General features: G+C 68.9%; 20 protein-coding genes and 1 pseudogene. 6 read left to right on the top strand and 15 right to left on the bottom strand.

What is annotated here, in order from left to right; translation table 11 throughout:
* Nucleotides 1-8: 8 nt before the first annotated feature.
* From eccA2 to G6N26_RS18560, 11 genes and pseudogenes are all read right to left on the bottom strand, one after another.
* Nucleotides 9-1,859 carry a type VII secretion system ESX-2 AAA family ATPase EccA2 gene (gene eccA2 / locus G6N26_RS18610; protein WP_179960379.1) on the bottom strand — a complete coding sequence of 617 codons (1,851 nt, stop codon included), beginning with the start codon at nucleotides 1,857-1,859 and terminating at the stop codon, nucleotides 9-11.
* A 112-nt stretch (nucleotides 1,860-1,971) separates the two neighbouring features.
* Nucleotides 1,972-3,594 (bottom strand): type VII secretion protein EccE, encoded by a 1,623-nt coding sequence (eccE, locus tag G6N26_RS18605; RefSeq protein WP_083020578.1) that lies wholly within the window; start codon nucleotides 3,592-3,594, stop codon nucleotides 1,972-1,974.
* Nucleotides 3,591-5,249: a type VII secretion-associated serine protease mycosin gene (gene mycP, locus G6N26_RS18600; protein ID WP_095576327.1), complete on the bottom strand. Its 1,659-nt coding sequence runs from the start codon at nucleotides 5,247-5,249 to the stop codon at nucleotides 3,591-3,593. The genes eccE and mycP overlap by 4 nt, the downstream gene beginning before the upstream one ends.
* Nucleotides 5,234-6,763, bottom strand: a complete 1,530-nt coding sequence (gene eccD / locus G6N26_RS18595) for a type VII secretion integral membrane protein EccD (protein ID WP_082991430.1) — start codon at nucleotides 6,761-6,763, stop codon at nucleotides 5,234-5,236. The genes mycP and eccD overlap by 16 nt, the downstream gene beginning before the upstream one ends.
* Entirely contained in the window at nucleotides 6,760-7,785 is a 1,026-nt protein-coding gene (locus G6N26_RS18590; protein ID WP_095576326.1) for a MinD/ParA family ATP-binding protein, read from the bottom strand. The genes eccD and G6N26_RS18590 overlap by 4 nt, the downstream gene beginning before the upstream one ends.
* 123 nt (nucleotides 7,786-7,908) lie before the next feature.
* Nucleotides 7,909-8,739 (bottom strand): ESX secretion-associated protein EspG, encoded by an 831-nt coding sequence (locus G6N26_RS18585; RefSeq protein ID WP_067170949.1) that lies wholly within the window; start codon nucleotides 8,737-8,739, stop codon nucleotides 7,909-7,911.
* Between the two features lie 114 nt (nucleotides 8,740-8,853).
* Complete coding sequence (locus G6N26_RS18580; RefSeq protein ID WP_008262888.1) at nucleotides 8,854-9,141, bottom strand: WXG100 family type VII secretion target; 288 nt, start codon at nucleotides 9,139-9,141, stop codon at nucleotides 8,854-8,856.
* A 51-nt stretch (nucleotides 9,142-9,192) separates the two neighbouring features.
* Entirely contained in the window at nucleotides 9,193-9,483 is a 291-nt protein-coding gene (locus G6N26_RS18575; protein WP_136244239.1) for a WXG100 family type VII secretion target, read from the bottom strand.
* A gap of 126 nt (nucleotides 9,484-9,609) precedes the next feature.
* A complete protein-coding gene (locus G6N26_RS18570) occupies nucleotides 9,610-10,782 on the bottom strand; it encodes a PPE family protein (protein WP_067170945.1) in 1,173 nt (390 codons plus the stop codon).
* 107 nt (nucleotides 10,783-10,889) lie between these two features.
* Nucleotides 10,890-11,114 (bottom strand): annotated as a pseudogene (locus G6N26_RS18565) (PE domain-containing protein); the annotation flags it as partial.
* A 403-nt stretch (nucleotides 11,115-11,517) separates the two neighbouring features.
* Nucleotides 11,518-12,846: a sensor histidine kinase gene (locus tag G6N26_RS18560; protein WP_067170939.1), complete on the bottom strand. Its 1,329-nt coding sequence runs from the start codon at nucleotides 12,844-12,846 to the stop codon at nucleotides 11,518-11,520.
* A 224-nt stretch (nucleotides 12,847-13,070) separates the two neighbouring features.
* Between G6N26_RS18560 and G6N26_RS18555 the strand changes: the two genes are divergently transcribed.
* Both G6N26_RS18555 and G6N26_RS18550 read left to right on the top strand, forming a co-directional pair.
* Nucleotides 13,071-13,721 (top strand): TetR/AcrR family transcriptional regulator, encoded by a 651-nt coding sequence (locus G6N26_RS18555; protein WP_067170936.1) that lies wholly within the window; start codon nucleotides 13,071-13,073, stop codon nucleotides 13,719-13,721.
* Nucleotides 13,718-14,929, top strand: a complete 1,212-nt coding sequence (locus G6N26_RS18550) for an acyl-CoA dehydrogenase family protein (protein ID WP_067170933.1) — start codon at nucleotides 13,718-13,720, stop codon at nucleotides 14,927-14,929. The genes G6N26_RS18555 and G6N26_RS18550 overlap by 4 nt, the downstream gene beginning before the upstream one ends.
* Here the strand turns inward: G6N26_RS18550 and G6N26_RS18545 are convergent.
* Nucleotides 14,919-15,536 carry a TetR/AcrR family transcriptional regulator gene (locus G6N26_RS18545; RefSeq protein WP_083020320.1) on the bottom strand — a complete coding sequence of 206 codons (618 nt, stop codon included), beginning with the start codon at nucleotides 15,534-15,536 and terminating at the stop codon, nucleotides 14,919-14,921. The genes G6N26_RS18550 and G6N26_RS18545 overlap by 11 nt on opposite strands.
* A 25-nt stretch (nucleotides 15,537-15,561) precedes the next feature.
* Here G6N26_RS18545 and G6N26_RS18540 point away from each other — a divergent pair, with 25 nt between their 5' ends.
* The 3 genes from G6N26_RS18540 to G6N26_RS18530 are packed head-to-tail and all read left to right on the top strand — an operon-like array spanning nucleotide 15,562 to nucleotide 18,561.
* Complete coding sequence (locus G6N26_RS18540) at nucleotides 15,562-16,326, top strand: SDR family NAD(P)-dependent oxidoreductase (RefSeq protein ID WP_083020319.1); 765 nt, start codon at nucleotides 15,562-15,564, stop codon at nucleotides 16,324-16,326.
* 54 nt (nucleotides 16,327-16,380) lie between these two features.
* On the top strand, nucleotides 16,381-17,598 hold the full coding sequence (locus G6N26_RS18535; protein ID WP_083020318.1) for a GNAT family N-acetyltransferase: 1,218 nt from the start codon (nucleotides 16,381-16,383) through the stop codon (nucleotides 17,596-17,598).
* A gap of 15 nt (nucleotides 17,599-17,613) precedes the next feature.
* Nucleotides 17,614-18,561 carry an NAD(P)/FAD-dependent oxidoreductase gene (locus tag G6N26_RS18530; protein WP_083020317.1) on the top strand — a complete coding sequence of 316 codons (948 nt, stop codon included), beginning with the start codon at nucleotides 17,614-17,616 and terminating at the stop codon, nucleotides 18,559-18,561.
* Nucleotides 18,562-18,624: 63 nt separating this feature from the next.
* On the opposite strand, the gene G6N26_RS18525 is transcribed toward G6N26_RS18530, so the two are convergent.
* The gene (locus G6N26_RS18525; RefSeq protein WP_067170914.1) at nucleotides 18,625-18,906 is read right to left on the bottom strand and encodes a hypothetical protein; all 282 of its coding nucleotides are present in this window, start codon (nucleotides 18,904-18,906) and stop codon (nucleotides 18,625-18,627) included.
* Nucleotides 18,907-19,094: 188 nt separating this feature from the next.
* Between G6N26_RS18525 and G6N26_RS18520 the strand changes: the two genes are divergently transcribed.
* Complete coding sequence (locus G6N26_RS18520) at nucleotides 19,095-20,315, top strand: MFS transporter (RefSeq protein ID WP_083020316.1); 1,221 nt, start codon at nucleotides 19,095-19,097, stop codon at nucleotides 20,313-20,315.
* Between the two features lie 19 nt (nucleotides 20,316-20,334).
* On the opposite strand, the gene G6N26_RS18515 is transcribed toward G6N26_RS18520, so the two are convergent.
* Both G6N26_RS18515 and G6N26_RS18510 read right to left on the bottom strand, forming a co-directional pair.
* Nucleotides 20,335-21,372, bottom strand: a complete 1,038-nt coding sequence (locus tag G6N26_RS18515; protein WP_083020321.1) for an LLM class F420-dependent oxidoreductase — start codon at nucleotides 21,370-21,372, stop codon at nucleotides 20,335-20,337.
* A gap of 11 nt (nucleotides 21,373-21,383) precedes the next feature.
* Entirely contained in the window at nucleotides 21,384-21,806 is a 423-nt protein-coding gene (locus G6N26_RS18510) for a nuclear transport factor 2 family protein (RefSeq protein ID WP_067170909.1), read from the bottom strand.
* Between the last annotated feature and the right edge of the window lie 56 nt (nucleotides 21,807-21,862).

The raw sequence follows: 21,862 nt of genomic DNA, 5'->3' as shown, positions 1-21,862 counted from the left end.
CCCGCGGGTCACCAGACAATGGCGGCCATGTCGCGGTTGTCCGAACACACGCTGCGCACCGCCGCCTCGATATCCTCGGCGGAGATGATCTGCAGGTCCTCGACCGTCACCGGCTGGCCCGCACGCTTTTGCGCGACCACCCGGGTGTCGCGGAAGCCCTCGGCACGTTCGACGACGTTGCGGGCGAACCGACCGTTCTGCATGGCGTCGATGCCGTGGCGCCCACCGGGAGTGGTGTAGTTGCGGATGGTCGTGGCCGCGTCCAGGAACTTCTCGCGGGCGCCGTCGTCGAGCAGGCTGGCGCGCGGCGTCGCGTAGCGGTTCGCGATCTCGACGATCTCCGGCGGGGAGTAGGACTCGAAGCGCAGCTTGCGGTTGAACCGGCCGGCCAAACCCGGGTTGACGGTGAGGAATTGGTCCACCTGGTCTTCGTAGCCCGCGCCGATGAAGCAGAAGTCGAACCGGTGCGTCTCCAAGGCGACAAGGAGCTGGTTGACGGCCTCCATGCCGATCATGTCGGGCGTGCCGTCCTGGTGGCGCTCGATCAGGGAGTAGAACTCGTCCATGAAAATGATTCGGCCGAGCGACTTTTCGATCAGTTCGTTGGTCTTGGGTCCCGACTCGCCGATGAAGTGGCCGCAGAAATCCGAGCGGCGCACCTCCCGGATCTCGGGGTGGCGCACGATCCCCATGCCGGCGTAGATCTTGCCCAGCGCCTCGGCGGTGGTCGTCTTACCGGTACCGGGTGGGCCGACCAGCAGCATGTGGTTGGTCTGCCCCTCCACCGGCAGGCCGTGCTCGAGGCGCATCATTCGCACTTCGAGCTGGTCTTCCAGCGCCGCGACGGCCTGCTTGACGGCGGCCAGCCCCACCTGCTTGGCCAGCAGCTTGCGCCCCTCGGCCAGCAGCTCGGCCCGCCGGTCGGCGGTGGCGTCGTCGTCGAGCTCGTCGCGGCTCTTGGCCGACGACGCGTCCCACCGATCGGTGCGGCTTTCGATGGTCTCTTCGTCGGTGACCACCAGGTGCAGGTTCGGGTCGGCCAGCGCTTCTTTGGCCGCCGCGGTGAGGACCCCGTTGATGGTGGCCTTGGACAGCCAGATCTGGGCCTTGTCCTCCTCGCGCAGCTGGCGGTGCACCATGCCGCGCACGTACGCCAGATCGGCGACGAGCAGCGGGATATCGGCCGGGCCGATCGAGGCGGTCAACACGTCCGCGTCGAAACGGGACGACGACTGGGTGTGCCCGATCACGTCGACGCGGTCCAGCCAGTCCAGCGCGACCCGGCCCTGCCCGAGGTGGGCGGCGGCGTGCGCGGCCAAGGCGCAGATCGAGGCCGTCACCGCCGACATCACGATCGCCTGCGGAGGCAACTCCTCGGCGGCCGCCAGCAGGACGTCCGGCCAACGTTGCGTCCGGTACATCAGGAAGGTGCGGGCCAGCTGGTGCCACTGGTAGTTGGTCCAGGAGTCCAGCAGGTCGCGGTTGGCCAGCAGTTTGTCGGCCTCGGCGTACTCCCCGGCGATCGTCAATGCGGACGAGAGGGCCAGCCCGACCTGCGATGCGTCGGTGACGGTGATGCCGATGTAGGGGCCCAGCTGGATCTCGGCGGCCAGCGTCTGCCCGATCCGTGTGGTCTCCCGGTGCAGCCATTCGCTGGTGGCATAGAGATGCCGCAGCGAGGCCAGTTCGCTGTCGCCGCACGCGATGCGCCCCAGCCACGCGTCGGCCATCGACGCGTCGGCATCGGTGGCGGCGGCGAACTCCGGCAGGGCCGCCGCCCGGCCCTGCCTGCTCATGATCCCCATGGCCCGGTCGAAATGCCTTCGGGCCGTTTGTAAATCACCCATCAGATCCCCCATCACGGGCGCCGTGGCCGTGGTCATCGGGGTTGCGGGCAACCGCCCCGGACCGGACCGAGCTGCCACCACGTGCGCTCATCAAACTATGCCTCAAACTCGCGTTACCGAACTTCTACGTGCCGACCGACATGGTGACCGGATCCAGGCTGACGTAGCGGTGCTCCGCGCGGAACATGTCCATCTCGGCAAGCCAATTCTTCCCCGCGGCACTGACATTCACCACCGAGGGACCGACTTGCTCGATGATCACCTCGAAGCCGTGGCGCTGCCCCTCGGAGAGCCTGGCGCCCGCGGGAGCGATGGTGATCACCGTCGCCGGCCGCGGGGTGGGCGAGATCGCGGCGTCCCGGATATCGGGGCCCCCGCCGTCGGGCCCCCCGTTGCTGTCCCTGCCCCGCCGCGCGGCGTACTCCACCACGCTGACGGTGGTGCGCGGTGCCGGGCGCGAGCCGTTGACGACGCTGATCTCCGGCATCCGCACGCTGACCCAGCGTGACATGTCACGGGTGTGCACGCAGACGCGTTCCCCGGCGCCCGCGGTGCGGATCACGATCCGCTTGGCGATCGGGTCGTCGGCGGCGACGAAGACGCGCGACAGTTCACCGGCGTCGGTGACCGGCACCAGCAGCCGATCACCGTTGCTGAGTTTCCCGATCAGCACCCCCGACGGCCCGATCTCGGTAACCAACTCCGCGGGCAGCGGGCTGCGCCGGATTCCGCGCAGGTGTGGTCGGGGGCCGCACATGTTGGCCGACGCCGCCGCGGCCTGCTCGCCGTTGAGGCGGCGCAGGATCACGCTGGGCGGCGTGGGCGCGGGCGTCGGCGTGCGCACGGTGATCGTCGCGGTGCACTGCGCGTCCGGATACACCGTGACGTTCTGGATGACCTCGTCGGCGCGCAGCGTCCACGCCTGCGACAGGTTGCGCGACGTGATCGCCTGGGGCGGATACGCATAGGTGCTCAGCCAGCCCGCTTCCCCACGGATGGCTTTCCATCGCTGCACCGGTCCCGACACCGCGTCCCAGCCGAGCCGGCGATCGAGTTCGACCAAGTCGGTGGCGGTGGCGACCTTGGCCCGCAACCCTTCGCAGCGCAGTAGGCCCGCGATGCGCTGGGCGACCGAAATCGCCGCTGCGCCAACGGTTGTGCGCCACACCAGCGTGTGAGCGTTGTCGAGCACCGCCAGCCGCATGATCAGCCATGTTTCGCGCCAGCCCGCGTACGGCGGGGTGCCGATCTCCGAGTCGTACACCCGCGGATAGTCGCCGACGGTGCCGTGCCGGGACCCGATGCTCACGACGCTGATCGAGTCGAGCTGCAGACCGAGGGCTTGACGCAGCATCGGCACCAATTCGACGACGTCGATCACGTTGTCGGTCTCGACGGTCACCGATCCGGTCACCATGGTGGCCTGATGCGCTCTGCCCAGCAGCTGCACCGCGACCACGGCGACACCGTCCTGCACCCGCACACCGCCACCGGATCGGTTGTTGGCCACGGTGATTGGGGCCGACCAGTCGATCGGACGCCGGCCGCGCCGCCACAGCACCGCCCACGACCACGCCGGCTGGCCCCACCAGCGCACGAACACGACCGCGACGCCCACCACCACGGCGACCGCGGCGCCGATGTAGCCGGCCAGCAGCCAACTCGCGAGCGCCAGCACGAACACCACCCACACCCCGACAACCCGGCGATTGCTGCCGCGGCTGAACCCGGTGAGGTTGGGCCTCATCGGGCCCTCCGCAGGCGCGCGGCGATCGCGAGCACGAGCACGCCGGCGGCCACCACCCCCAGGAATCCGATCGCCATGTTGCGCGCCCGGTGGTCGGGCGGCGGGGGCGGCGCCGCCGGGGTGATGACGCGGCTCTGTGCGCCCGGCGGCAGCCGGTCACCCGGCGGGATGTTGAACGTCAACGCGGCGACCGGGTCCACCAGCCCGTAGCCGACCTTGTTGTCGACGCCCGCGGGCGGGTTGTGGGCCGACTGCACGATCCGGTTGATCACCTGGTGCGCACTGAGATCGGGGTACTTCGCGCGCACCAACGCCGCGACGCCGCTGACGTAGGCGGCCGAGAAGCTGGTTCCCCAGAACGGCATGTTCTTCTCGCCCGGCCGCGACGGCGGGTATGCGTTGACCGGCCCGCCGCCCTGGGGCGAGAGACCCATGATGTGCGTCCCCGGTGCGGCGACGCCGACCCAGGGACCCGACATGCTCTTGTCCAGCGCGGCACCGGTGGCGTCGACGGCGCCCACCGACAGGACGTAATCGGAGAACCACGACGGCGCCGAGACGACCTTGACCTGATGCCAGTCCCGCGGATCCGACGGATCCAGTGGGTCATACATCGGGTTGTTGTTGCAGCCGGCTTCCCCGTCGTTGCCGGCCGCCGCCACGATCACGGCGTCCTTCGCGGTGGCCGCGTACCACAGCGCCGCACCCAGGGCCCGCTGATCGGCCGGGGCCGCCGCGGGCAGGCAGGCGGTGACCGAGATGTTGATCACCTTCGCGCCCATGTTCGCGGCGTGAACCACCGCGCGCGCAACCGAATTCAGCGTGCCGGCCTTGACCTTCTCGTCGGAGTTGGGATCCCCCGGCGGGGGGTTGACCGGTTCGAAGGCCCGCGAGGATTGCCGGATCGAGATGATCGTCGCGTGCGGGGCCACTCCCACCACCCCATCGGGGGCTCCCGGGGGAAGCGGCGGCACCGCGGGCTCTTCCTCGGTCTGCGGGTCCGCCGGCCCGTTCGATGCGGCCGTGGCCCCACCGCCCTCCGGCGGCGGGGGCGGCGGTGGCGGCGGCGGAAGGACCTGGGTGATCGTCACGGGCGGCGGCGGGGGCGGCGGCGCCATCGGGGGCGGCACCTCGACCGGCGGCGGGGGCGCCCCGGCGACCGGCGGCGGCCCGGCCGGCGGCGGGAACGCCGGGGCGGTCGGCATCGGGCGCGGCATCGGCAATATCCCTTGCGGCGCAGCGCCGATGATCGAGCTGACGATGGTGCCGTGGGCGTCGCAGTCCGTCAGGCCGTCCTCACCCATGATGTAGTCGCCGCCGGGGACCACCGGTAGCCGCGGGTTCGGCGTCACCCCGGTGTCGATGACCGCGACGGGCACGCCGTTGCCGGTGCTGTACTGCCAGGCCTTGGCGATGTTGAGCAGGTTGAAGCCCGGCGCCATCTGCGCCACGTCGGGGTTTCGCACGGTGATCGGCGACGAGCAGCTGTTGGCGCGGCGCATCGGCTGATCGGGATGCGGCGGCCCATCCGGTGGTACCAGCGCGGGATCCACCGACGGCGGTGTGATCGCTTGCGCGGCAGGGATATTGGCGGATAACGCGACCAGGGTCACGGCGGCGGTCAGCGCCGCAGCGGTTCTCAGTGGCGAATCCACGTGAAGAGCCCTCCCAGGGCCGCCGCCGCCGGCAGCAGGACGATGAACGCGAGCACTTCCACCCATTCCACGGTCAATCGGATGAACGGTCTGAACCGCATGGCCGGCACCAAAAGCGCTGCGGCCAAACCCAATCCGGCGAATACCGCCACCGCCACCACCGGCCACAGCAAACCCGCCAGCGCGTCGTGGGCCCCGGCGACGGCGTATTTGACCACCCCCGCGCACACCGCGGCCGACGCCCCGCACACCAGCGCGACCGCCTGGTATTTGGCGGCGAATCCGCGGCCCTGGGTGATGAAGATCCCCACCACCAGGCCGGCGACCACCAGCGCCAGCCACGCCCACGGGCGTCCGGGCGTCAACACGCCCCATACCGCGGCGGGCAGCACGATCGAGACCCCGACGCACAGCCCCACCTGGACCGCGTTGACCAATCGCGCCGAGGCGGCGATCGCGGCGCCGCGCGCGGTGATGTCGGTGAGTTCGTTGTCCTCATCCTCGGATTCGTCCTCGCTGACCGGAGACACGGTGTCAACCGGCATCCCCTCGCGCCGGGCGAACAGGTCCCGTCCGGTGATCGATCCGAAATGCGGCGGCCTGACCCGGGCCACCCACAACGCGATCAGCGGGGCCATCCGGACCAGGACAAGCAATCCGACCAACACACAGACCGCCAGCACCTGCGCGGAGGCGGGGCGGAACATGCGGACGGCGGCGACGACGGCCAGGACGCCGCAGACCGTCACCACGGAGGTGACCACCGCGGTCTGCCACCGGTTGCGCGCCGTCACCCCGATGGCGACGGCGCCCAGGATCACCACCACGGCGCCGATCAGCCCGTGCGCCGCGCCGAGCACGCCCGGCGGCGCGCAGGCGCCGGCGGTGGCCAGCGAGACCACCGCGAGCCAGGCGAACCCGCTGAACAGATCGCGCCGCTCCCGCCATCCGTTGCGCACCACCAGCGTCGCGATGACCAGGAGCACGCCGATCCCGCCCGCCACCGCCGCCGGGATCGGGCCGTCGGTAAACGTCCGGGCCCGCAGCGTCAGGGCCACCACCACCGACACCGCCATCGCGATGACCGCGACCGCGGTGTGCGCGGCCGTCAGCGGCGTCACCGGCGCGAACATCCGGTCGCCGCCGTCGCGGCCCAGCCACTTGCCCATGGCGGCCAGCCCCGTCGACAGCGACTCGTACTGCGGTTCGAACGACTCCCCGTCGACCCGGGGCACCAGCACCAGGGTGTCGCCGTCCTGGACGCCCAGCTCGTCGAGGCTCTTATTGATATCGAGGCGGACCCCATTGATCTTGTGGAGTTCGTAGCTGCCCGCCGGCAACGAAATGCCGTCAAAACCTTTGCGCTTCAGGTCCGCATCGAACAGCTCGACCATTCCCTCGAAGAATCCCTCCATCGGAATTCCGGCGGGGAAAACTTGGGAACAGAGATGCTTCTCGTAAGAAATGTTGACCGCACAACGCGCCGGAAAAGCGACCTTATGCGGCGAGGTCACGGTACCGCCCGCTCGGCGTCCGGAATGTATTTGTCAGCCAGGCCCGCGGTGATTTCGAAGAGGCGCAACCGCGTCTTTTTCTTCAACTCGTGAACCGTATCGATGATGCCGCCTTTGGCGAGGTGCGGATCAAACGGCAGCGCCTCGACCGTCGCCCCGACCTTGGTGAACCGCTCGGTCAGGTAAGCCAGCGCGTCCTTGTCGGTGATCTGGTCGGTGTGGTTGACGATCACGGTGCTGCGCGAGACCAGCTCGTGGTAGCCCTGCGACCGCAGGTAATCCACCGCCCGCAGCACCGGACGCGACCGGTCCGCGGTGATGCCCGAAACGAACACGAGGGTGTCGGTGTTCTCCAATACCGGCTTCATCACTTCGTGTTCGAGATCGGGGGAGGTGTCGACGATCATCACCGTGTGGGTGCGCCGCAGCCGCGACAGCACCCCGGAGAACATCGCGGGCACCAGTGGCCTGGGCTGGTCGGAGGTCCGGTTCCCGGCCAGCACGTCGAGACCGATTGCGTTCTGCCCCAGGTGTTCTCGGATATCGGCATAGCCCTGGACGTCGGTGTCGTTGATGATCGCGGTGTAGTCGCCCGGCGGGGAGTCGTCGATGCGGTCGGCCAGCGTGCCGAAGCCGGGGACGGCGTCGATCGCAATCACGTTCTGCGGGCGGCATTCCCGGAACACGCCACCGAGGCAGGCGGCGAGCGTCGTGACCCCGACGCCGCCCTTGCCGGAGACCACGGTGATCACATACTGCCGTCGGATATGCCGGCGGATACGGTTCTGCAAATCACGGTAGTGCCGTTCCCGGGGAGATTCGCCCGGATTTATTTTTTTAAATGAGATGGCGTAAATGAATTTACGCCAGCCCGACCCCGGTGGAATCTTTCGTGGCGCGGCCAGATCGGTAATTCGCATCGTGTCGGATACCGAATCCGGGAAGTTGCTGCCCCCTGACGGATCCCCCCGTCTGAGCGCTCCTTCGTCCGACATATTCGGGTCATTCCAAGGGCTCGTCACGACGAGATGCTAACACGGTTCGCGATAGCGCGTTTACCCGTTCAGAAACCCCCGTCAAGCGCGACAGGCGTTGTTATTCCAAGACTTTGGTTAACTAAGTTACTTCGGCATCCGATAACACCGTCACACCACCCGCCGATACGAGTGCCACTCCTCGCCGGCGGGCAGCCGGCGGATGAGCCGTTGAACCGCTCCGCCGATGTCGCTGCGCGAACCGGGGGACAGAATCTGATAGCGCCGCTGGCCGGAGGTGACGCTTTCGATGCAGACCCGGCCCCCGGGGGTGTCGACGATGGACACCGTCGAATCACCGACGGCGACGCGGGCCAATTCGTCCGGCCCGACACCGGCCTGCAGCGCGACGATGTTGGCGTGCGCGGACCGCGCGGGATCGGCGGCCGTGAGAACCACCTGCAGCTGGTCGGCGTCGAGGCGCTGTTCGAGCAGGAAGGCGCGCAGGCTGGCGGTGTCGCGCACGGAGTTCAGCAGTTGCTCGGTGTCCAAGGTGATCGGCCGCAGCGCCGCCGCCTCGGCGACGCCGCACAGCCGCTCGATCTGCCCCACCACGAGCTCGCTGGCCGAGGATTCGTTGCTGGCCGTGCCGGCGGGATACAGGCGCACCAGGTCGCCGTGCCGCTCCAAGACCACCCACCAGGTCGCGAATCGGTTGATCGACGCGCGCGTCGGCTCGCGACCCGGCACGCCCAGCATCACGACCAGCCCCAGGTCGCGGCGCAGCAGAACGGTGAGCCATTCGCGGATCATCGGGTCGACGTTGCCGGCCTCGTCGAGGGCACCGGCGGCGATCAAGTCGGCGGCCGCCGGGTGGCCCAGCGCGCGCTCGGGGGTGTCGAGCCGCGGCAGCATCGGTCGCAACCCCAGCTCAGGGCAGGTCTGCTCCACGCCGGTGATCGCCTGCAACACCCACAAGCCATCGACCGTCGTGGTCAGCATGTCGCCCCGCCCTTGATCAGCGACTCCCTCGATCGGAGATGAAGAGACCGAAGGTGGGGCACATGCGCTCGGCGCAGCTGCCCCACCTTCGCTTGTCCCGGTGGTTGAGCGGGCTCAGAACAGGCCGGCGATGTGCTGGTCGGTGCTGAGCGCGCTGTCGAGCACGTGCGAGGTCGTCTGGCCGTGCTGGCGGATGGTGTCGATGAGACCCTGCAGCCCCGACAGCATCTGCGCCTGCGCCTCGAAGAAGCCCGACGCACCGTGGCCGGCGAAGAATTCCTGCAGGGCGTGCGTCCGGTTGGAGGTGTCGTCGAAAATGGACTGCAACTGGCCGGCGCGCGAAGCGACATCGGTGGCGAAGTCGGCTACGGCGCCCGGGTTGTAAGTGATCGGGTCGGACATGGTGAATTTCCTTTCAAAAGACCTTTATGAAATGACGAATGAGTGGACGGGTCAGGAGCCGTGGCCGCCGAATAGGGCGGTAAAGGCGTGCGAGGAATCCGCCTCGTGGCCTTCCATCAGTGCCGCCGCCTTCGTGAGGCCCTCAGCCAGACGCGTGCCGCCGGTCAAGACTTTGTTCAAGTCATTTTGAACCTCGATAGCCGTCGCGTGCGACGCGGCGACCGCGTCACCGGACCAGGTGGCCGGGTTCATCACATTTTCCTGATTTGCGACGTATCCCTGACCGATCCCGATCGCATGTTCCATGTTCGCCTGAATCGCGTTTGAAGTATCGCGAAGCATTTGCGGGGTCACCTTGATTGTCACGGAATTCTCCTTCTGCGGTTGGCCGCCCCCCGTAAGGGCATGAAGCGAAGTGTATGGCGGCTATTTGGACCTGTCGATTCACCTTTCACCAGGGGGTGTGCTTCAGACTCTGGCGTCGACAACCCGCACGGTCGCGGGCTGATCGGCTTTGTCACGGGATCCGCGGTCGCCTCCCGCCGCGTGCCCCACGGGCATGCCGCCCATCGGGGCGCCGCCGGTCGTCGTGGTCTGCGGTCGCATGGCCTCGGCGCCTAATGCCCCGGCCGGGCGCAGGCCCACCGGCCGGCCACTGGTGGCGGGCTCGAACGCGCTGACCGGACGGGTGAAAGTGCTTGCGGGGACGCCCGCGCCGCCCATGGACGCGCCCCCGCCGGCTTCCGCCGCGGAGAGTCCGGTCGCCGAGACTGCCGAGACGGCGGGCGTCGCCCCGCCCATGCCCATGGCGCCGGGATTGGCGAACATGCCCATCAGCGGCTGCATCATCTGCATCGGAGCCTGCATCGCCTGCATGGGCGCCTGCATCATCTGGGGGGCCGCGCCCATCATCTGCTGCACGGGCTGCATGAAAGTGCCGGCCTGACCCATGAAGTCCTGGGCTCCCGAGGTCGCCTGGCCCGCGCCCTGTGTCCCGGACTGGGCGCCCTGCATGGCGGCGCGCATGCCGTCGCCGGCGCCCATTTGTGCGGCGGACTCGCCAACCGCCGCCGCAGCCTGCGCCGGGGCCGCCGGCGAGGCGCCCATGGTGGCGATCGGCGGCGGAATGGTCAGGCTTTGGGACAGGGCCGTCAGGATGGTTCCGTAGCTGGCCCCGACCGCGGAGTTGGTCGGCCACATCGACCCGAAGTACTCGAGCTCCAGCGACGTGATGCGTGGGGTCAAGGCGCCGAGCACCAGCGGGTTGATGCCGTAGTCGGTGGCGGTCTCGGTGCGGTTTTCGATGCATTCGGGTGCGGGACGCATCGAGCCGTATGCCATCTGGTACGCCGAGACCGCGGTCGAAACCACCGCCGGCTTGACGTCGACCCAGCCGGCGAGCCCGTGCAGCGACGCGTTCAGCGCGGTGGCGTTGGCCGCCGAGGCCAATGATCCGCCCCCGGTCCAGCTCGCCGACGTCGCGACGGTGTTGATCGTCGAGGCGATGCTGGACCCGTGATGGGTCGCAGCCAACGCGGTCCAGGCGGCCTGGTTCGCCAAATGAGTGACGACGCCCGCCCCCGCCTTGAGCAGCAGGTCGTTTTCCTCAGGCGTACGCGCAGCCCATCCCGGATCGGCCATGCGCGCCTCCCCCTTTTACAGGTCGTTGGCGACTAAGCGCCGATGGCCAGGGTCAGGCTGCGCATGAGCTCGGTGACAACGTAGGTCCCCGAGGCGAGGCTCTGCGTGCCGGCGAACAAGCCGCGCTGGGCGGCGTGCTCGGAAACCACGCCCAGGTAGCTCGCGCCGCACGCGTTCAGCGCCGCCGCGAACATCGCCGAGTCGGGGTCGCCGCCCATCGGCAGCACTCCCAGCAGGACCGGCGACGCCGCCGAGGCCGCCGCCTCGGTCTCCGCGCTGATCGCCGTCTCGGCGCTTGACGATGCCAGCACCGCTTCTGACTGCACCGACATACCAACCATGATTTCCCTCCGAACGCTCAACGCCAACGCGACGTGCTTGGGGCCTTAGTGTAGTGCGCTTTTTGTGATCTTGTATTCACTGCCTATCGGCCGGATGCGCGACCCTTGATTTCGGTAATTAATGCTGGTCCCAAGCGCGAAACAGCTGATTTCCCACACGGAGTCGTCAATAAACCTCAATCACCACTCAAGACTCGGCAGTCACAAAAGCACCGCGTTTCCTCACCACGGACATCGAGTTTGATGCCGAATGGCGCCTCCCAAAAAGGTGGCGTAATGGTGTCGAGAATATTTGCGGGAAATGGCGAGCTGGTGAGGGCGCGCACCGGCGGTCGGGGTTATCGGAGAAAACATTTCGCGGCGCGTAAAGAAACGGCTTCGCCCGGCGGGGCGACTAGGCCGGACCACGCCCATCGCCGGCCAGTCGCAACAGAAGTCGGGTGCCGCCGAGCGGGCTGGTCTGCAATGCCGCTGTGCCGCCGTGCAATTCGGCCTGCTGGGCGACCAGCGCCAGGCCCAGGCCCGACCCCGACCGCGAGGCCGTCGATCCGCGGGCGAAGCGCTCGAACACCGTGGCGCGTTCGGATTCCGGGACCCCGGCGCCGTCGTCGTCGATCGCGATCTCCACGCCCTCGCCGGAACTGCTGACGGTCAGCTGGATCTTGCTGGCATTGCCGTGCTTGACGGCGTTGGCGATGGCGTTGTCGATCACCAGCCGCAACCCGGTGGGCAACCCGATCATCAGCACCGTCGGTGAGGGCACCAGGGAGACCTCGACGTCGGGGTAGATGCGCAGCGCGTCGTGCGCGGCGCGGTCCAGCAGCTCGGTGATGTCGAACGGCACGAAGTCGTCGACGGTGGTCAGCTCGCCCTGGGCCAGCCGCTCGAGCGCCGTCAGCGTCGCTTCGATGCGGCTCTGGGTGCGGATGACGTCACCGATGACCTCGTGCCGCTGCTCGGGCGGCAGGTCCAAGGTGGACAGGACCTCCAGGTTGGTGCGCATGGCCGTCAGCGGCGTGCGCAGCTCGTGCGAGGCGACCGCCGCGAAGTCGCGCGCCGACTCGAGCGCCGCCCGGGTGCGCTGCTGCTCCTTGCCGATGCGGGCCAGCATGCCCTCCACCGCCTCGGCGATCTCCACCGCCTCGCGTACCCCGCGCACCTGGACCTCGTCGGGGCTGGACTGGGCGTTGATCGCGCGGGCCTGCTGCGCCAACAGGAGGAACGGATTGACCATGATCAACGAGATCACCCAGCCCACCACGACCGTGCCGCCGATCACGCTCGCGCAGATCAACAACACCCGCAGGTGCAACTCGTTGATCCGATGCTGGGCTTCGGCCAACGGTGCGGCCAGCGCTATCGAAGCGGGGCCCGCGGTGAAGGTGCGCACGCGGTACTGCACGCCGTTGATGGTGGTGTTGGCGTAACCGTCGGGAAGCTGCGGCAACACGATGCTGCTGGGCGCCGACACGGTCACCCCGCCGATGCGCGCGGTGCGCACCAGGTTGCCGTCGGGCATGTGCCGGTCGGGGCTGGCGGGCGGGGCGGTGTTGAGCAGGCTGCTGATGTCGCCCAGGCTGCTGACCGAATCGAGCCGGCGATCGAGTTGGCTGTACTGGTCGTTGGTGACCCCCACCCACACCCAGGTGCCCAGCAGCACGACCAGGGTCATCACCGATATCGCGGCGACGATGACGATGGTGCGCAGTGACAGCACCCGCATCGGCAGCTGTACACGCGGGAAGACGCGGATGTCGGCTCCTTTGGTGGGTTGATGAGGTACGACCAGCCTGAGCACAACCCTCACAGCAGCAGGGGTCCGGCACGTTCAAGCGCGAGGGCGTTTCGCAAGGAATTTACCGCTCGCCGCACCGCCCCGACGCACGTCGCCCGGCTGGGGCCCGGCGTCGTTTTGCCCGCCGCACGGTGAGTGAGTACTCTCTCACCGTGCTGACTGGACCTGGCCGGGGACGTGACCGGCTGCTTTCCGCGGCGCTGCGGCTGTTCGCCGACAAGGGCTACGCGGCCACGTCGGTCGCCGACATCCAGCGCGAATCGGGCTTGGCGCCGGGCTCGGGCGCGCTTTACAAGCACTTCGGTTCCAAACGCGAATTGCTCGAGGCCGCGGTCGCGCATCGGATCGACAGCATCGTGGCGGCGCGCGAGCAGTACGACGCGGGACAACCGGGCAGCGTCGAGCAAGCGGTGCGCACCGCCGGACAGCTGATCTGGAGCAACCTCAAACACAGCGAGGATCTGCTCAAGGTCATGCTGCGCGAGCCCGACGAGCTCGGCGATCTCGACGAGAAGACGTGGCAGGTGATCACCGACAACGCCTACCAGCGCTTCGCCGATGAACTGGCCGCGTCGAATCGCTCCGGGCGCACCAGCATTCCCGACCCCGAGGCGGCCGCGGCCGTCGCGATCGGCTCGCTGTCCTACGCGGCGACGCTGCAAGCGCTCACCGGCCGCCTGCCCGGCAACACCGACGAAGAACGGTATTTCGAGGCGTGGGTCAACCAGACGGTCAGCGTACTGGCCCAGTACGCGAATCCCCGAAACCCTTTGCACACCAATGATTCAGGAGACCAGCTGTGACGTTTTCACTACACCTGTCCGACGACGTGATCGAGGTCCGCGACTGGGTGCATCAGTTCGCGGCCGACGTCGTCCGCCCGGCCGCCGCGGAATGGGACGAGCGCGAGGAAACACCGTGGCCGGTGATCCAGGAGGCCGCGAAGGTGGGCCTCTACTCCCCCGACCTGTTCGCCCAGCAGGCAGCCGAGCCGACGGGCCTGGGCATGCTGACGGTGTTCGAGGAATTGTTCTGGGGCGACGCGGGTATCGCCTTGTCCATCATGGGAACCGGGCTCGCGGCGGCGGCCCTGGCCGGTAACGGAACCCCCGAACAGCTGGGCCGCTGGCTGCCCGAGATGTTCGGCACCGCCGACGAACCCAAGCTGGGCGCGTTCTGCTCGTCGGAGCCCGACGCGGGTTCCGACGTCGGCGCCATCCGCACCCGCGCGCGCTACGACGAGGCGACCTCGGAGTGGGTCCTCAACGGCACCAAGACGTGGGCGACCAACGGCGGCATCGCCAACGTGCACATCGTGGTGGCCTCGGTCTACCCCGAGCTCGGCACGCGCGGACAGGCGACGTTCGTCATCCCGGCGGGAGTCAAGGGCCTGGCGCAGGGCCAGAAGTTCAAGAAGCACGGAATCCGCGCGTCCCACACCGCCGAGGTGGTGCTCGACAACGTCCGGCTGCCCGAGGACCACATCCTCGGGGGCCGGGAGAAGTTCGAGGCGCGCATCGCCCGCGTCAAATCCGGTGCCTCCGCCCGCGGGCAGGCCGCGATGAAGACCTTCGAGCGGACCCGGCCCACCGTCGGCGCGATGGCCGTCGGCGTCGCCCGGGCGGCCTACGAGTACGCGCTCGACTATGCCTGCCAACGTGAGCAATTCGGCCGCAAGATCGGCGAATTTCAGGCGGTCGCCTTCAAGCTGGCGGACATGAAGTGCCGCATCGACGCCGCCCGCCTGCTGGTGTGGCGCGCGGGATGGATGGCCCGCAACAACCAGTCGTTCGACTCCGCCGAGGGGTCGATGGCCAAGCTGGTGGCCAGCGAGACCGCGGTCTACGTCACCGACGAGGCGATCCAGATCCTGGGCGGCAACGGCTACACCCGCGACTACCCCGTCGAGCGGATGCACCGCGACGCGAAGATCTTCACCATCTTCGAGGGCACCAGCGAGATCCAGCGTCTGGTGGTCTCCCGGGCGCTGACCGGTTTGCCTATCCGGTGACGGTGGAGTGGGCGCGCAGCGCGGCGATGCCCTCGTCGAGGGCCGCCTCGAGATAGGACAGGTCACCGGTCGCGAGCAGGATGCCGACGCCGCCCTGGATGCCGGCCAACAGCGCCGCGGCCGACCTGTCGGCGTCGACGCGCGCGGTGATCTTGCCCTGGTCCTGCATGGAGCGGATCCCCGTGGCGATCGCGTTGTGCCACTTGACCATCAGCTCGGCGGTGATCGACTGGGCGCCCGCGGTGCTCCGGCCGATCTCGGACATCAGCACCGCGATCGGGCAGTTCTGCCCCTGGCGCCGATATCGGTCCACCACCACGTCACGCCAGCGCTGCCACGCTGCCCATGACGTGAGCGCCGACAGGTGCGGCTCCTGGTCATCGATCACCGTCTGCGACTCGAGCGCGGCGACCGCCAGTAACAGCTGTTCCTTGCCGTCCGGGAAGTAGTGGAACAGCTGGCTTTTCGAGGTGTGGGTCCGGCCCATGATGTCTTCGAGGGTGGTGGCCGCCACTCCGCGCTCGCGGATCTCAGTCGCCGCGCCCTCGATGATGCGCTGGCGCGTGGCCCGGCCCTTCGTCGTCAGGTTTTGGACTTGCAAGTCCATTTCAGTCGGTGGAGCATGTGGACTCATGAGTCCAAACGATACGCGGCTGTCCGGCCGCACAGCATTGGTGACCGGCTCGACCACGGGCCTGGGCGCCGCCATCGCACGTGCCCTGGCCGCCGCCGGCGCGTCCGTTGTGGTCAGTGGCCGCACCAAGTCCCGCGGTGATGCCGTCGTCGCCGAGATCCGTGCGCGCGGCGGCGAGGCCGCGTTCGTGGGCGCCGACTTCGCGGATGGTGGCGAAGAGATACGGCGGCTGGCCGCAGCCGCCACCGATGCCGCGGGCGGGCGCCTCGACATCCTGGTCAACAACGCCGCCACCTTGCTGATGCCGACCCCCACGGCCGACATCTCCGAGCGCGAGCTTCGAGAGGCGTTCGCGGTCAACGTCTTTGCCCCATTCCTGCTCACCGGGGTACTCGCGCCGCAGATGGCGCGCCACGGCAGCGGGGTCATCGTCAACATCGGCTCCATCACCGGGCTGCGGGGAGCCGCCGGGTCGGCGGTGTACAACGCCAACAAGGCCGCCATCCATTCGCTCACCACGTCGTGGGCCGACGAGTACGGCCCCGCCGGGGTCCGGGTCAATGCGGTGGCGCCCGGCCCGATCGCCACCGAGCGACAGGAGGAGTTCGCCGCTCACCTGGAGCCCGTGCTGTCCAGGCTTCCGTCACGACGGATGAGCACGCCGGACGAGGTGGCCGCTTCGGTGGTGTTCTTGGCCGGCGACGACGCGGCCAACATCCACGGCGCCATCCTGAGTGTCGACGGAGGCTGGGCGGCCGTGTGACCCGCGGTGCGGCCCGCGGCCCGCGCCGGATGGGCAACGCGACATGATGGCGGCATGGCTACCGAGATCCGGGTGCTCGACAGTGAAGACGACCTCGTCGCCGCCGCGAACGTGTTTCGCACCGCCATGGTCGGGTTTCCGCCCCTGGCGGGTCTGGCGCCCGGCCAGATCACGACGCTGCTCGAGCCGGGCCGGACCGTCGGGGCGTTTGCCGACGGGCAACTCGTCGGCACCGCCGACGCCGTGACGAGCCGGTTGACGCTCCCGGGTCCCGCGATCGTGGGACACGCCGCCGTCACCCACATCGGCGTGCTGCCGTCCTTCACCCGCCAAGGCATCGCGACCAAGTTGATCCGTCATCAGCTGCGCGACTTCGCCGCGCGCGGGGAGGTAGTGGCGACGCTGCGGGCGTCCGAGGCGACGATCTACGGGCGCTACGGCTACGGCGTCGCGAGTTCGTCGCAATCCGTCGAGGTCCACACCGCGCGGGCGGCGCTGCGGCGCGACGTCGGGGCCGGGGGACGGGTGCGCCTGCTCGACGCCGCGCAGGCGTGGGACGCGCTGCCGCGCATCTACACCGAGAATCGACCCGCCCGTCCGGGCACCATCGACCGCCCGCAAGCGTGGTGGCAGAGCGTGCGGCTGCGCACCGAATCCAACCCGGGGGCCGCGTATGTCGCCGTGCACGGCGAGCCGGGATCCGAATCCGGCTTCGTCCGATACCGCCCGATCGACACCGAGCGGTGGTTCGTCAGCGACCAGCGCACCATCGTGGTCGAGGACTTCTTCGCGCCCACCACCGAGGCCTACCTGGGGCTGTTGCGCTTTCTGCTCGGACTCGATCTCGTTGACCGCGTGCTGTTTTGGATGCTGCCGCTCGACGACCCGCTGCCCTGGCTGGTCGCCGACCGGCGCGCCGTGCGGGTCACCGCCGTGCACGACGAAACCTGGCTGCGCATCATCGATGTCGCGGCGGCGCTGTCCGCCCGCGGTTACGGCGGCGACGGCGCGGTCACCATCGCGGTCAACGACCCTGCGCTACCGGCCAATTCGGCGCGGTTCGCCATCGCGAGCGACGGCGTGACGGCCACCGACCGGCAGCCCGACGTCAGCGTCGACGTCGAGGGCCTGGCCGCCGTCCTGCTGGGTGGCGGCACGTGGCGCGATCTCGCCGTGGCCGGGCTGGCCCGTGCCGACAATCCCGAGGCGCTGGCGGTGGCCGATCGCCTGTTCGCCGTGCCCGAGGCGCCCCACGCCGGGTTCTACTTCTGAGGGCGAGGGAAGCGCATGATCGTCGTCATCGGCGCGGGGATATGTGGTCTCGCGGCGGCCTACCAGCTCTCGCGACGCGGTCACGACGTGGTCGTGCTCGAGCGCGGACAGCCATTCGGCGAGCAGTCCGCCGGGCTGGCACGGATATTCCGGGTCGCGCATCGACGCCCGACGCTGTGCCGGTTGGCGCTGGCGGCCCGGGCCGGCTGGCAACGGTGGGAAGCCGAGTTCGGCGCGGGGCGACTGCTGGGCGCCGAGGGCTTCATCGCCGCCGGCGGCCGCGACGACGTCGCGGCGGCCATGACGTCGGCCGGCGCGCAGTTCTCCCGGCTCGACCCGGCCGACATCGCGGCAATGATCCCCTTCGCGGTTGTGCCTTGGGAGACAGGCGTTTTCGATCCGCTCGGCGGCAGCCTGCGCATCCGTCGCGCCCTGCGCGCGCTGGCGCGCCGCGTCACCATCCGTACGGCGGAGGTGGTGTCGGTGGCCGACGACGGCGCGACGACGCTCGCCGACGGCACCGTGCTGCGCGGCGACCGGGTGCTGATCTGTGCGGGCGCCCGCACCCCAGACCTGTTCGGCCCACTCGGGGTTGACTTCGTTCCGCATACACGGTTCACGTATCGGGGCGCCGACGCGGTCGGCGCGGCGTGCCTGTCCGCCCCCGAGGGCTACGGGCTGCCGCTCGGCAGCACGGGCCGGTGGGCATTCGGCCAGGAGGTGGCGGACCCTTCGACCGTGCGCGCGCTGTTCCCGTCGCTCTCGCCGGTGGGCCAGGTGGATTGCGTCAGTGTCCGCGCCCCGTGGCTCGATTCGGGCGGCGACGGCTGGACGGTGGCTCAGCGGGGCCGCGTGCTGGCGTTCGTCGGCAGCAACCTCATGAAATTCGGTCCACTGCTCGGTGAACTGTTGGCGCGCGCGGTGCTGACCGACGAAGTGCCCGCGGAGCTACTGCTGGATTAGCGACACGCGATCGATACGAAACCGGAAGAGCGGTAACGCAACCCACGCTGGCCGGCGGGCCCGTCAGCCGTGTGGCGCCTCGGAGATTTTCGTGTCCGGCTTTCCGAGCGTCTGGCAATAGGTCGTCACCGAGAGCCGCGTCGCGGAAATCTCCACGTTGGTCGGGTCGGTGCCGCTTTTGTCCTTGAGCATCTTGCTGACTTCGTCGTTCTGCTTCTTCTCGTCCTGCGTGGTGAAGTCTTTGCACTTGGTGTCGCCGCCGGTGTTGATGACCTGTGAGGCCGAACACGCGCTGGACAGCAAGACGGAGATCGCGATCGTGGCTGCCGCAAGGTACTTCATCATGTGCCTTCCTGGGTGCGAGTAGTGGTATCAGTACACCAAATCGGCTGGTTTCAAACCCCGCAAACGGGCGGGTGCGCTGCTTCGGCTGCCCGATCGCCCCCGGCGGGAATAACCGACCAGGTGACATCGCGTTCTACGATCGTCGGCCGGTCGCGCTGGGGCCCTCGCGTCGGAAGGGGAGTAGATCAGTGATCTCGTCGAGCGTGCGCAGCGGCCGCGGTCGCCGCGTTGATCCGGGCCGGCAAGCCGCGAACACCCGGGCCCTGTTCGTCAGCGTGTTGGCGCTGCTGCTGGCGACGGGATGGGTCGCCAACCACTTCGTCGCGTTGATGCCGGTGATCAGCGACCGCGAACACCTGAGCACCGCGACACTTGATGGCATCTTCGGCATCTACGCGCTCGGGTTGCTCCCCGGATTGCTGATCGGCGGCCGCACGTCGGACGCGTTGGGGCGCCGGCCGGTGGCGTTGGCGGGCGCGGCCGCCGACGTGGCGGGGACCGTGGTGATGCTGCTGTCGCAGCACACCGACGCATTGCTGGTGGGCCGCCTGGTCGTCGGGCTGGGGGTGGGCCTCGCCGTCAGTTCCGGTACGGCGTGGGCGTCCGACCTGAGGGGGCCGGCCGGCGCAGCGACCGCCGGCGCGGTACTCACCGCCGGCTTCGCCATCGGGCCGTTCGCCGGCGGCGGCTTCGCCTGGGCGGGGCAGTCCGGCGTCCGGGTGTCGTTCGCCGTCGCCGCCGCGATTGTCGTGCTGGCGTCGGTGGCCGTCACCGTCGCGGCCGGGCCCGGCGCCGACGTGGCCGGGCCGGCGCCCGCCCCCGACACGGGTCCGGCGGCACCGGCGGCGCAGGGGGTGACGCGGGCCTTGAGTTGGGCCATACCGCTCGCACCGTGGGTATATGCCTCGGCGACACTGGGATTCGTCACCATCCCCGCCCGGATACACACCGCGCTCGCGGCGCCGATCGCGGCGGGCACGGCCACCCTGATCGTCAATGGCGTCAGCGGAGTCGTTCAGGTGTTGGCCCGCACCCGACGGTGGGGGCCCCAGACCGGCACCGCCGGCGCCGCCCTGGCCGCAGTCGGCTACGCGGTGGCCGCGATCGCCCCACCGACCCTGACGCCGGTGGTCGGGCTGCCGCTGTTGTTGATCCTGGGATGCGCTTCGGGCCTCTGTCTGCGCGAAGGCTTGATCGATCTGGAGGCCGCGGCACCGCAGCACCTGCGGGGCGCTCTGACCGGGGTGTTCTACGTCGTCACCTACATCGGCTTCGCACTGCCGCTACTGTTGGCGACCCTCGAGTCCGCGGTCTCGGTGGCGATCCTGTCCGCCATGGCGGCGCTGGCCTTGGCGACGGCGGTCGGCAGGGCGGTGCGGCTACGACGAGATTGTCACCGCCAGAACTGATTTAGTCGGCAGCCGGCCCTCACACCAGTTCGCGCAGCGTTTCGATGAGCTTGATCCGCTCGGCCGTCGTCGAGGCGATGGGCGCCACGTTCAACGTGGTCACCCCCGCTTCGCGGTAGGCCGCCAGGCGTTCCTTGACGAACTCCCGGGTTCCGATCAGGTTGACGTCGCGCACCAGGTCGTCGGGCACGACCTTGGCGGCGCCGTCCTTGTCGCCGGAAAGGTAGAGCTCCTGGATCCGGTCGGCCTGCGGACCGTACCCGTACTTGGTGGCGAGGGTGTGGTAGAAGTTCTTGCCCTTGGCGCCCATCCCGCCGATGTAGAGGGCCAGGTGTGGTTTGACGAATTCCCTTAGCGGATCGACGTTTTCACCGATGGCCAGGACGGGCCCGGCATAGATGTCCAGCGCGCCCAGCGCGGGGTCCCGCTTGGCGCGGCCCGCGGCCAGTGACTCCCCCCAGACGTCCTGCGCCTTTTCGGGCAGGTAGAAGATCGGCTGCCAGCCCTCGGCGATCTCGGCGGCCATTTCGACGTTCTTTGGCCCCAGCGCGGCCACGAGTATCGGGATACACTCTCGGACAGGGGAATTGATGAGTTTGAGGGGCTTCCCGAGGCCGGTCCCCCGCTCGGCAGGCAGCGGGATCGTGTAGTGCTTGCCCTGGTGCCGCACGGTCTCGCGCCGCCACACCTGGCGGCAGATATCGATGACTTCACGCGTCCGGCCGATCGGGGCGTCGTAGGGCACCCCGTGGAAGCCCTCGATGACCTGCGGGCCGGAGGCGCCAAGGCCAAGGGTGAACCGGCCGTCGGAGACGTAGTCCAGGCCCGCCGCGGTCATCGCGGTCAGGGTGGGCGTCCGGGTGTAGAGCTGCAGGATGCCTGACGCCAGCTCGACCCGTTGCGTGCTGGCCGCCAAATAGCCGAGCGCGCTCACCGCGTCGAACGAATACGCTTCGGGGACAAAAACAATGTCGAGCCCGGCGCGTTCCAGGTCGGCCACTTCGGCGGCCACGTCCTTGAAACCGCCCGCATAATTGACGCTCAATCCAATCCGCATGGTCACTACTTCTACGCGGTGCCGGATTGATTGGCCAATTCGAGCGCCTCGCGCTGGATGCGGTCGAACTGGGCGCCCATCGCCTCTGCCAGTGCGGTCGCGCCCGACAGCGGCCGCACCATCACCATGAAGTCGTCGATGAGTCCGTCCTCGTTGAAATGCAGGAAGTCGCAGCCGGTGATGGTCACCCCCGGGGCCCCGACGATCCCGGTCTCGAATACGAGGGCGTGATCGCGGCCGCCGGGATCATGGATCTCGCGGACGTAGCGGAAGTTCTCGAAGACGCGCAACACGCCCCGCAGGATGGCCGTCGTGATCGGCTTGCCGGCATAGGGCTTGAACGCCACCGGGCTGGTGAACACCACGGTTTCGGCCAGCATCGCCTCGATGGCCTTCTCATCGCGGTCTTCGACCGCTTTGCGGAACGGGTGCATCAGCGACCTCGCATAGTCAACTTGTTGAGTAGTTGGGTCGACGCTAAGGCCCCCGC

The sequence above is a fragment of the Mycobacterium marseillense genome (genome assembly GCF_010731675.1).
Classification (GTDB): domain Bacteria; phylum Actinomycetota; class Actinomycetes; order Mycobacteriales; family Mycobacteriaceae; genus Mycobacterium; species Mycobacterium marseillense.
The sequence above is the reverse complement of the archived record's forward strand: the minus strand, read 5'-3'. Positions and strand labels throughout refer to the sequence as shown.

Bases quoted from the DNA above. Each gene is read 5' to 3' on its own strand.
- eccA2 (WP_179960379.1), bottom strand. From the start codon at position 1,859: ATGGGGGATCTGATGGGTGATTTACAAACGGCCCGAAGGCATTTCGAC.
- eccE (WP_083020578.1), bottom strand. From the start codon at position 3,594: ATGAGGCCCAACCTCACCGGGTTCAGCCGCGGCAGCAATCGCCGGGTT.
- G6N26_RS18585 (WP_067170949.1), bottom strand. From the start codon at position 8,739: ATGCTGACCACGACGGTCGATGGCTTGTGGGTGTTGCAGGCGATCACC.
- G6N26_RS18580 (WP_008262888.1), bottom strand. From the start codon at position 9,141: ATGTCCGACCCGATCACTTACAACCCGGGCGCCGTAGCCGACTTCGCC.
- G6N26_RS18575 (WP_136244239.1), bottom strand. From the start codon at position 9,483: ATGCTTCGCGATACTTCAAACGCGATTCAGGCGAACATGGAACATGCG.
- G6N26_RS18570 (WP_067170945.1), bottom strand. From the start codon at position 10,782: ATGGCCGATCCGGGATGGGCTGCGCGTACGCCTGAGGAAAACGACCTG.
- G6N26_RS18560 (WP_067170939.1), bottom strand. From the start codon at position 12,846: ATGCGGGTGCTGTCACTGCGCACCATCGTCATCGTCGCCGCGATATCG.
- G6N26_RS18545 (WP_083020320.1), bottom strand. From the start codon at position 15,536: ATGGACTTGCAAGTCCAAAACCTGACGACGAAGGGCCGGGCCACGCGC.
- G6N26_RS18540 (WP_083020319.1), top strand. From the start codon at position 15,562: ATGAGTCCAAACGATACGCGGCTGTCCGGCCGCACAGCATTGGTGACC.
- G6N26_RS18535 (WP_083020318.1), top strand. From the start codon at position 16,381: ATGGCTACCGAGATCCGGGTGCTCGACAGTGAAGACGACCTCGTCGCC.
- G6N26_RS18530 (WP_083020317.1), top strand. From the start codon at position 17,614: ATGATCGTCGTCATCGGCGCGGGGATATGTGGTCTCGCGGCGGCCTAC.
- G6N26_RS18525 (WP_067170914.1), bottom strand. From the start codon at position 18,906: ATGATGAAGTACCTTGCGGCAGCCACGATCGCGATCTCCGTCTTGCTG.
- G6N26_RS18515 (WP_083020321.1), bottom strand. From the start codon at position 21,372: ATGCGGATTGGATTGAGCGTCAATTATGCGGGCGGTTTCAAGGACGTG.
- G6N26_RS18510 (WP_067170909.1), bottom strand. From the start codon at position 21,806: ATGCACCCGTTCCGCAAAGCGGTCGAAGACCGCGATGAGAAGGCCATC.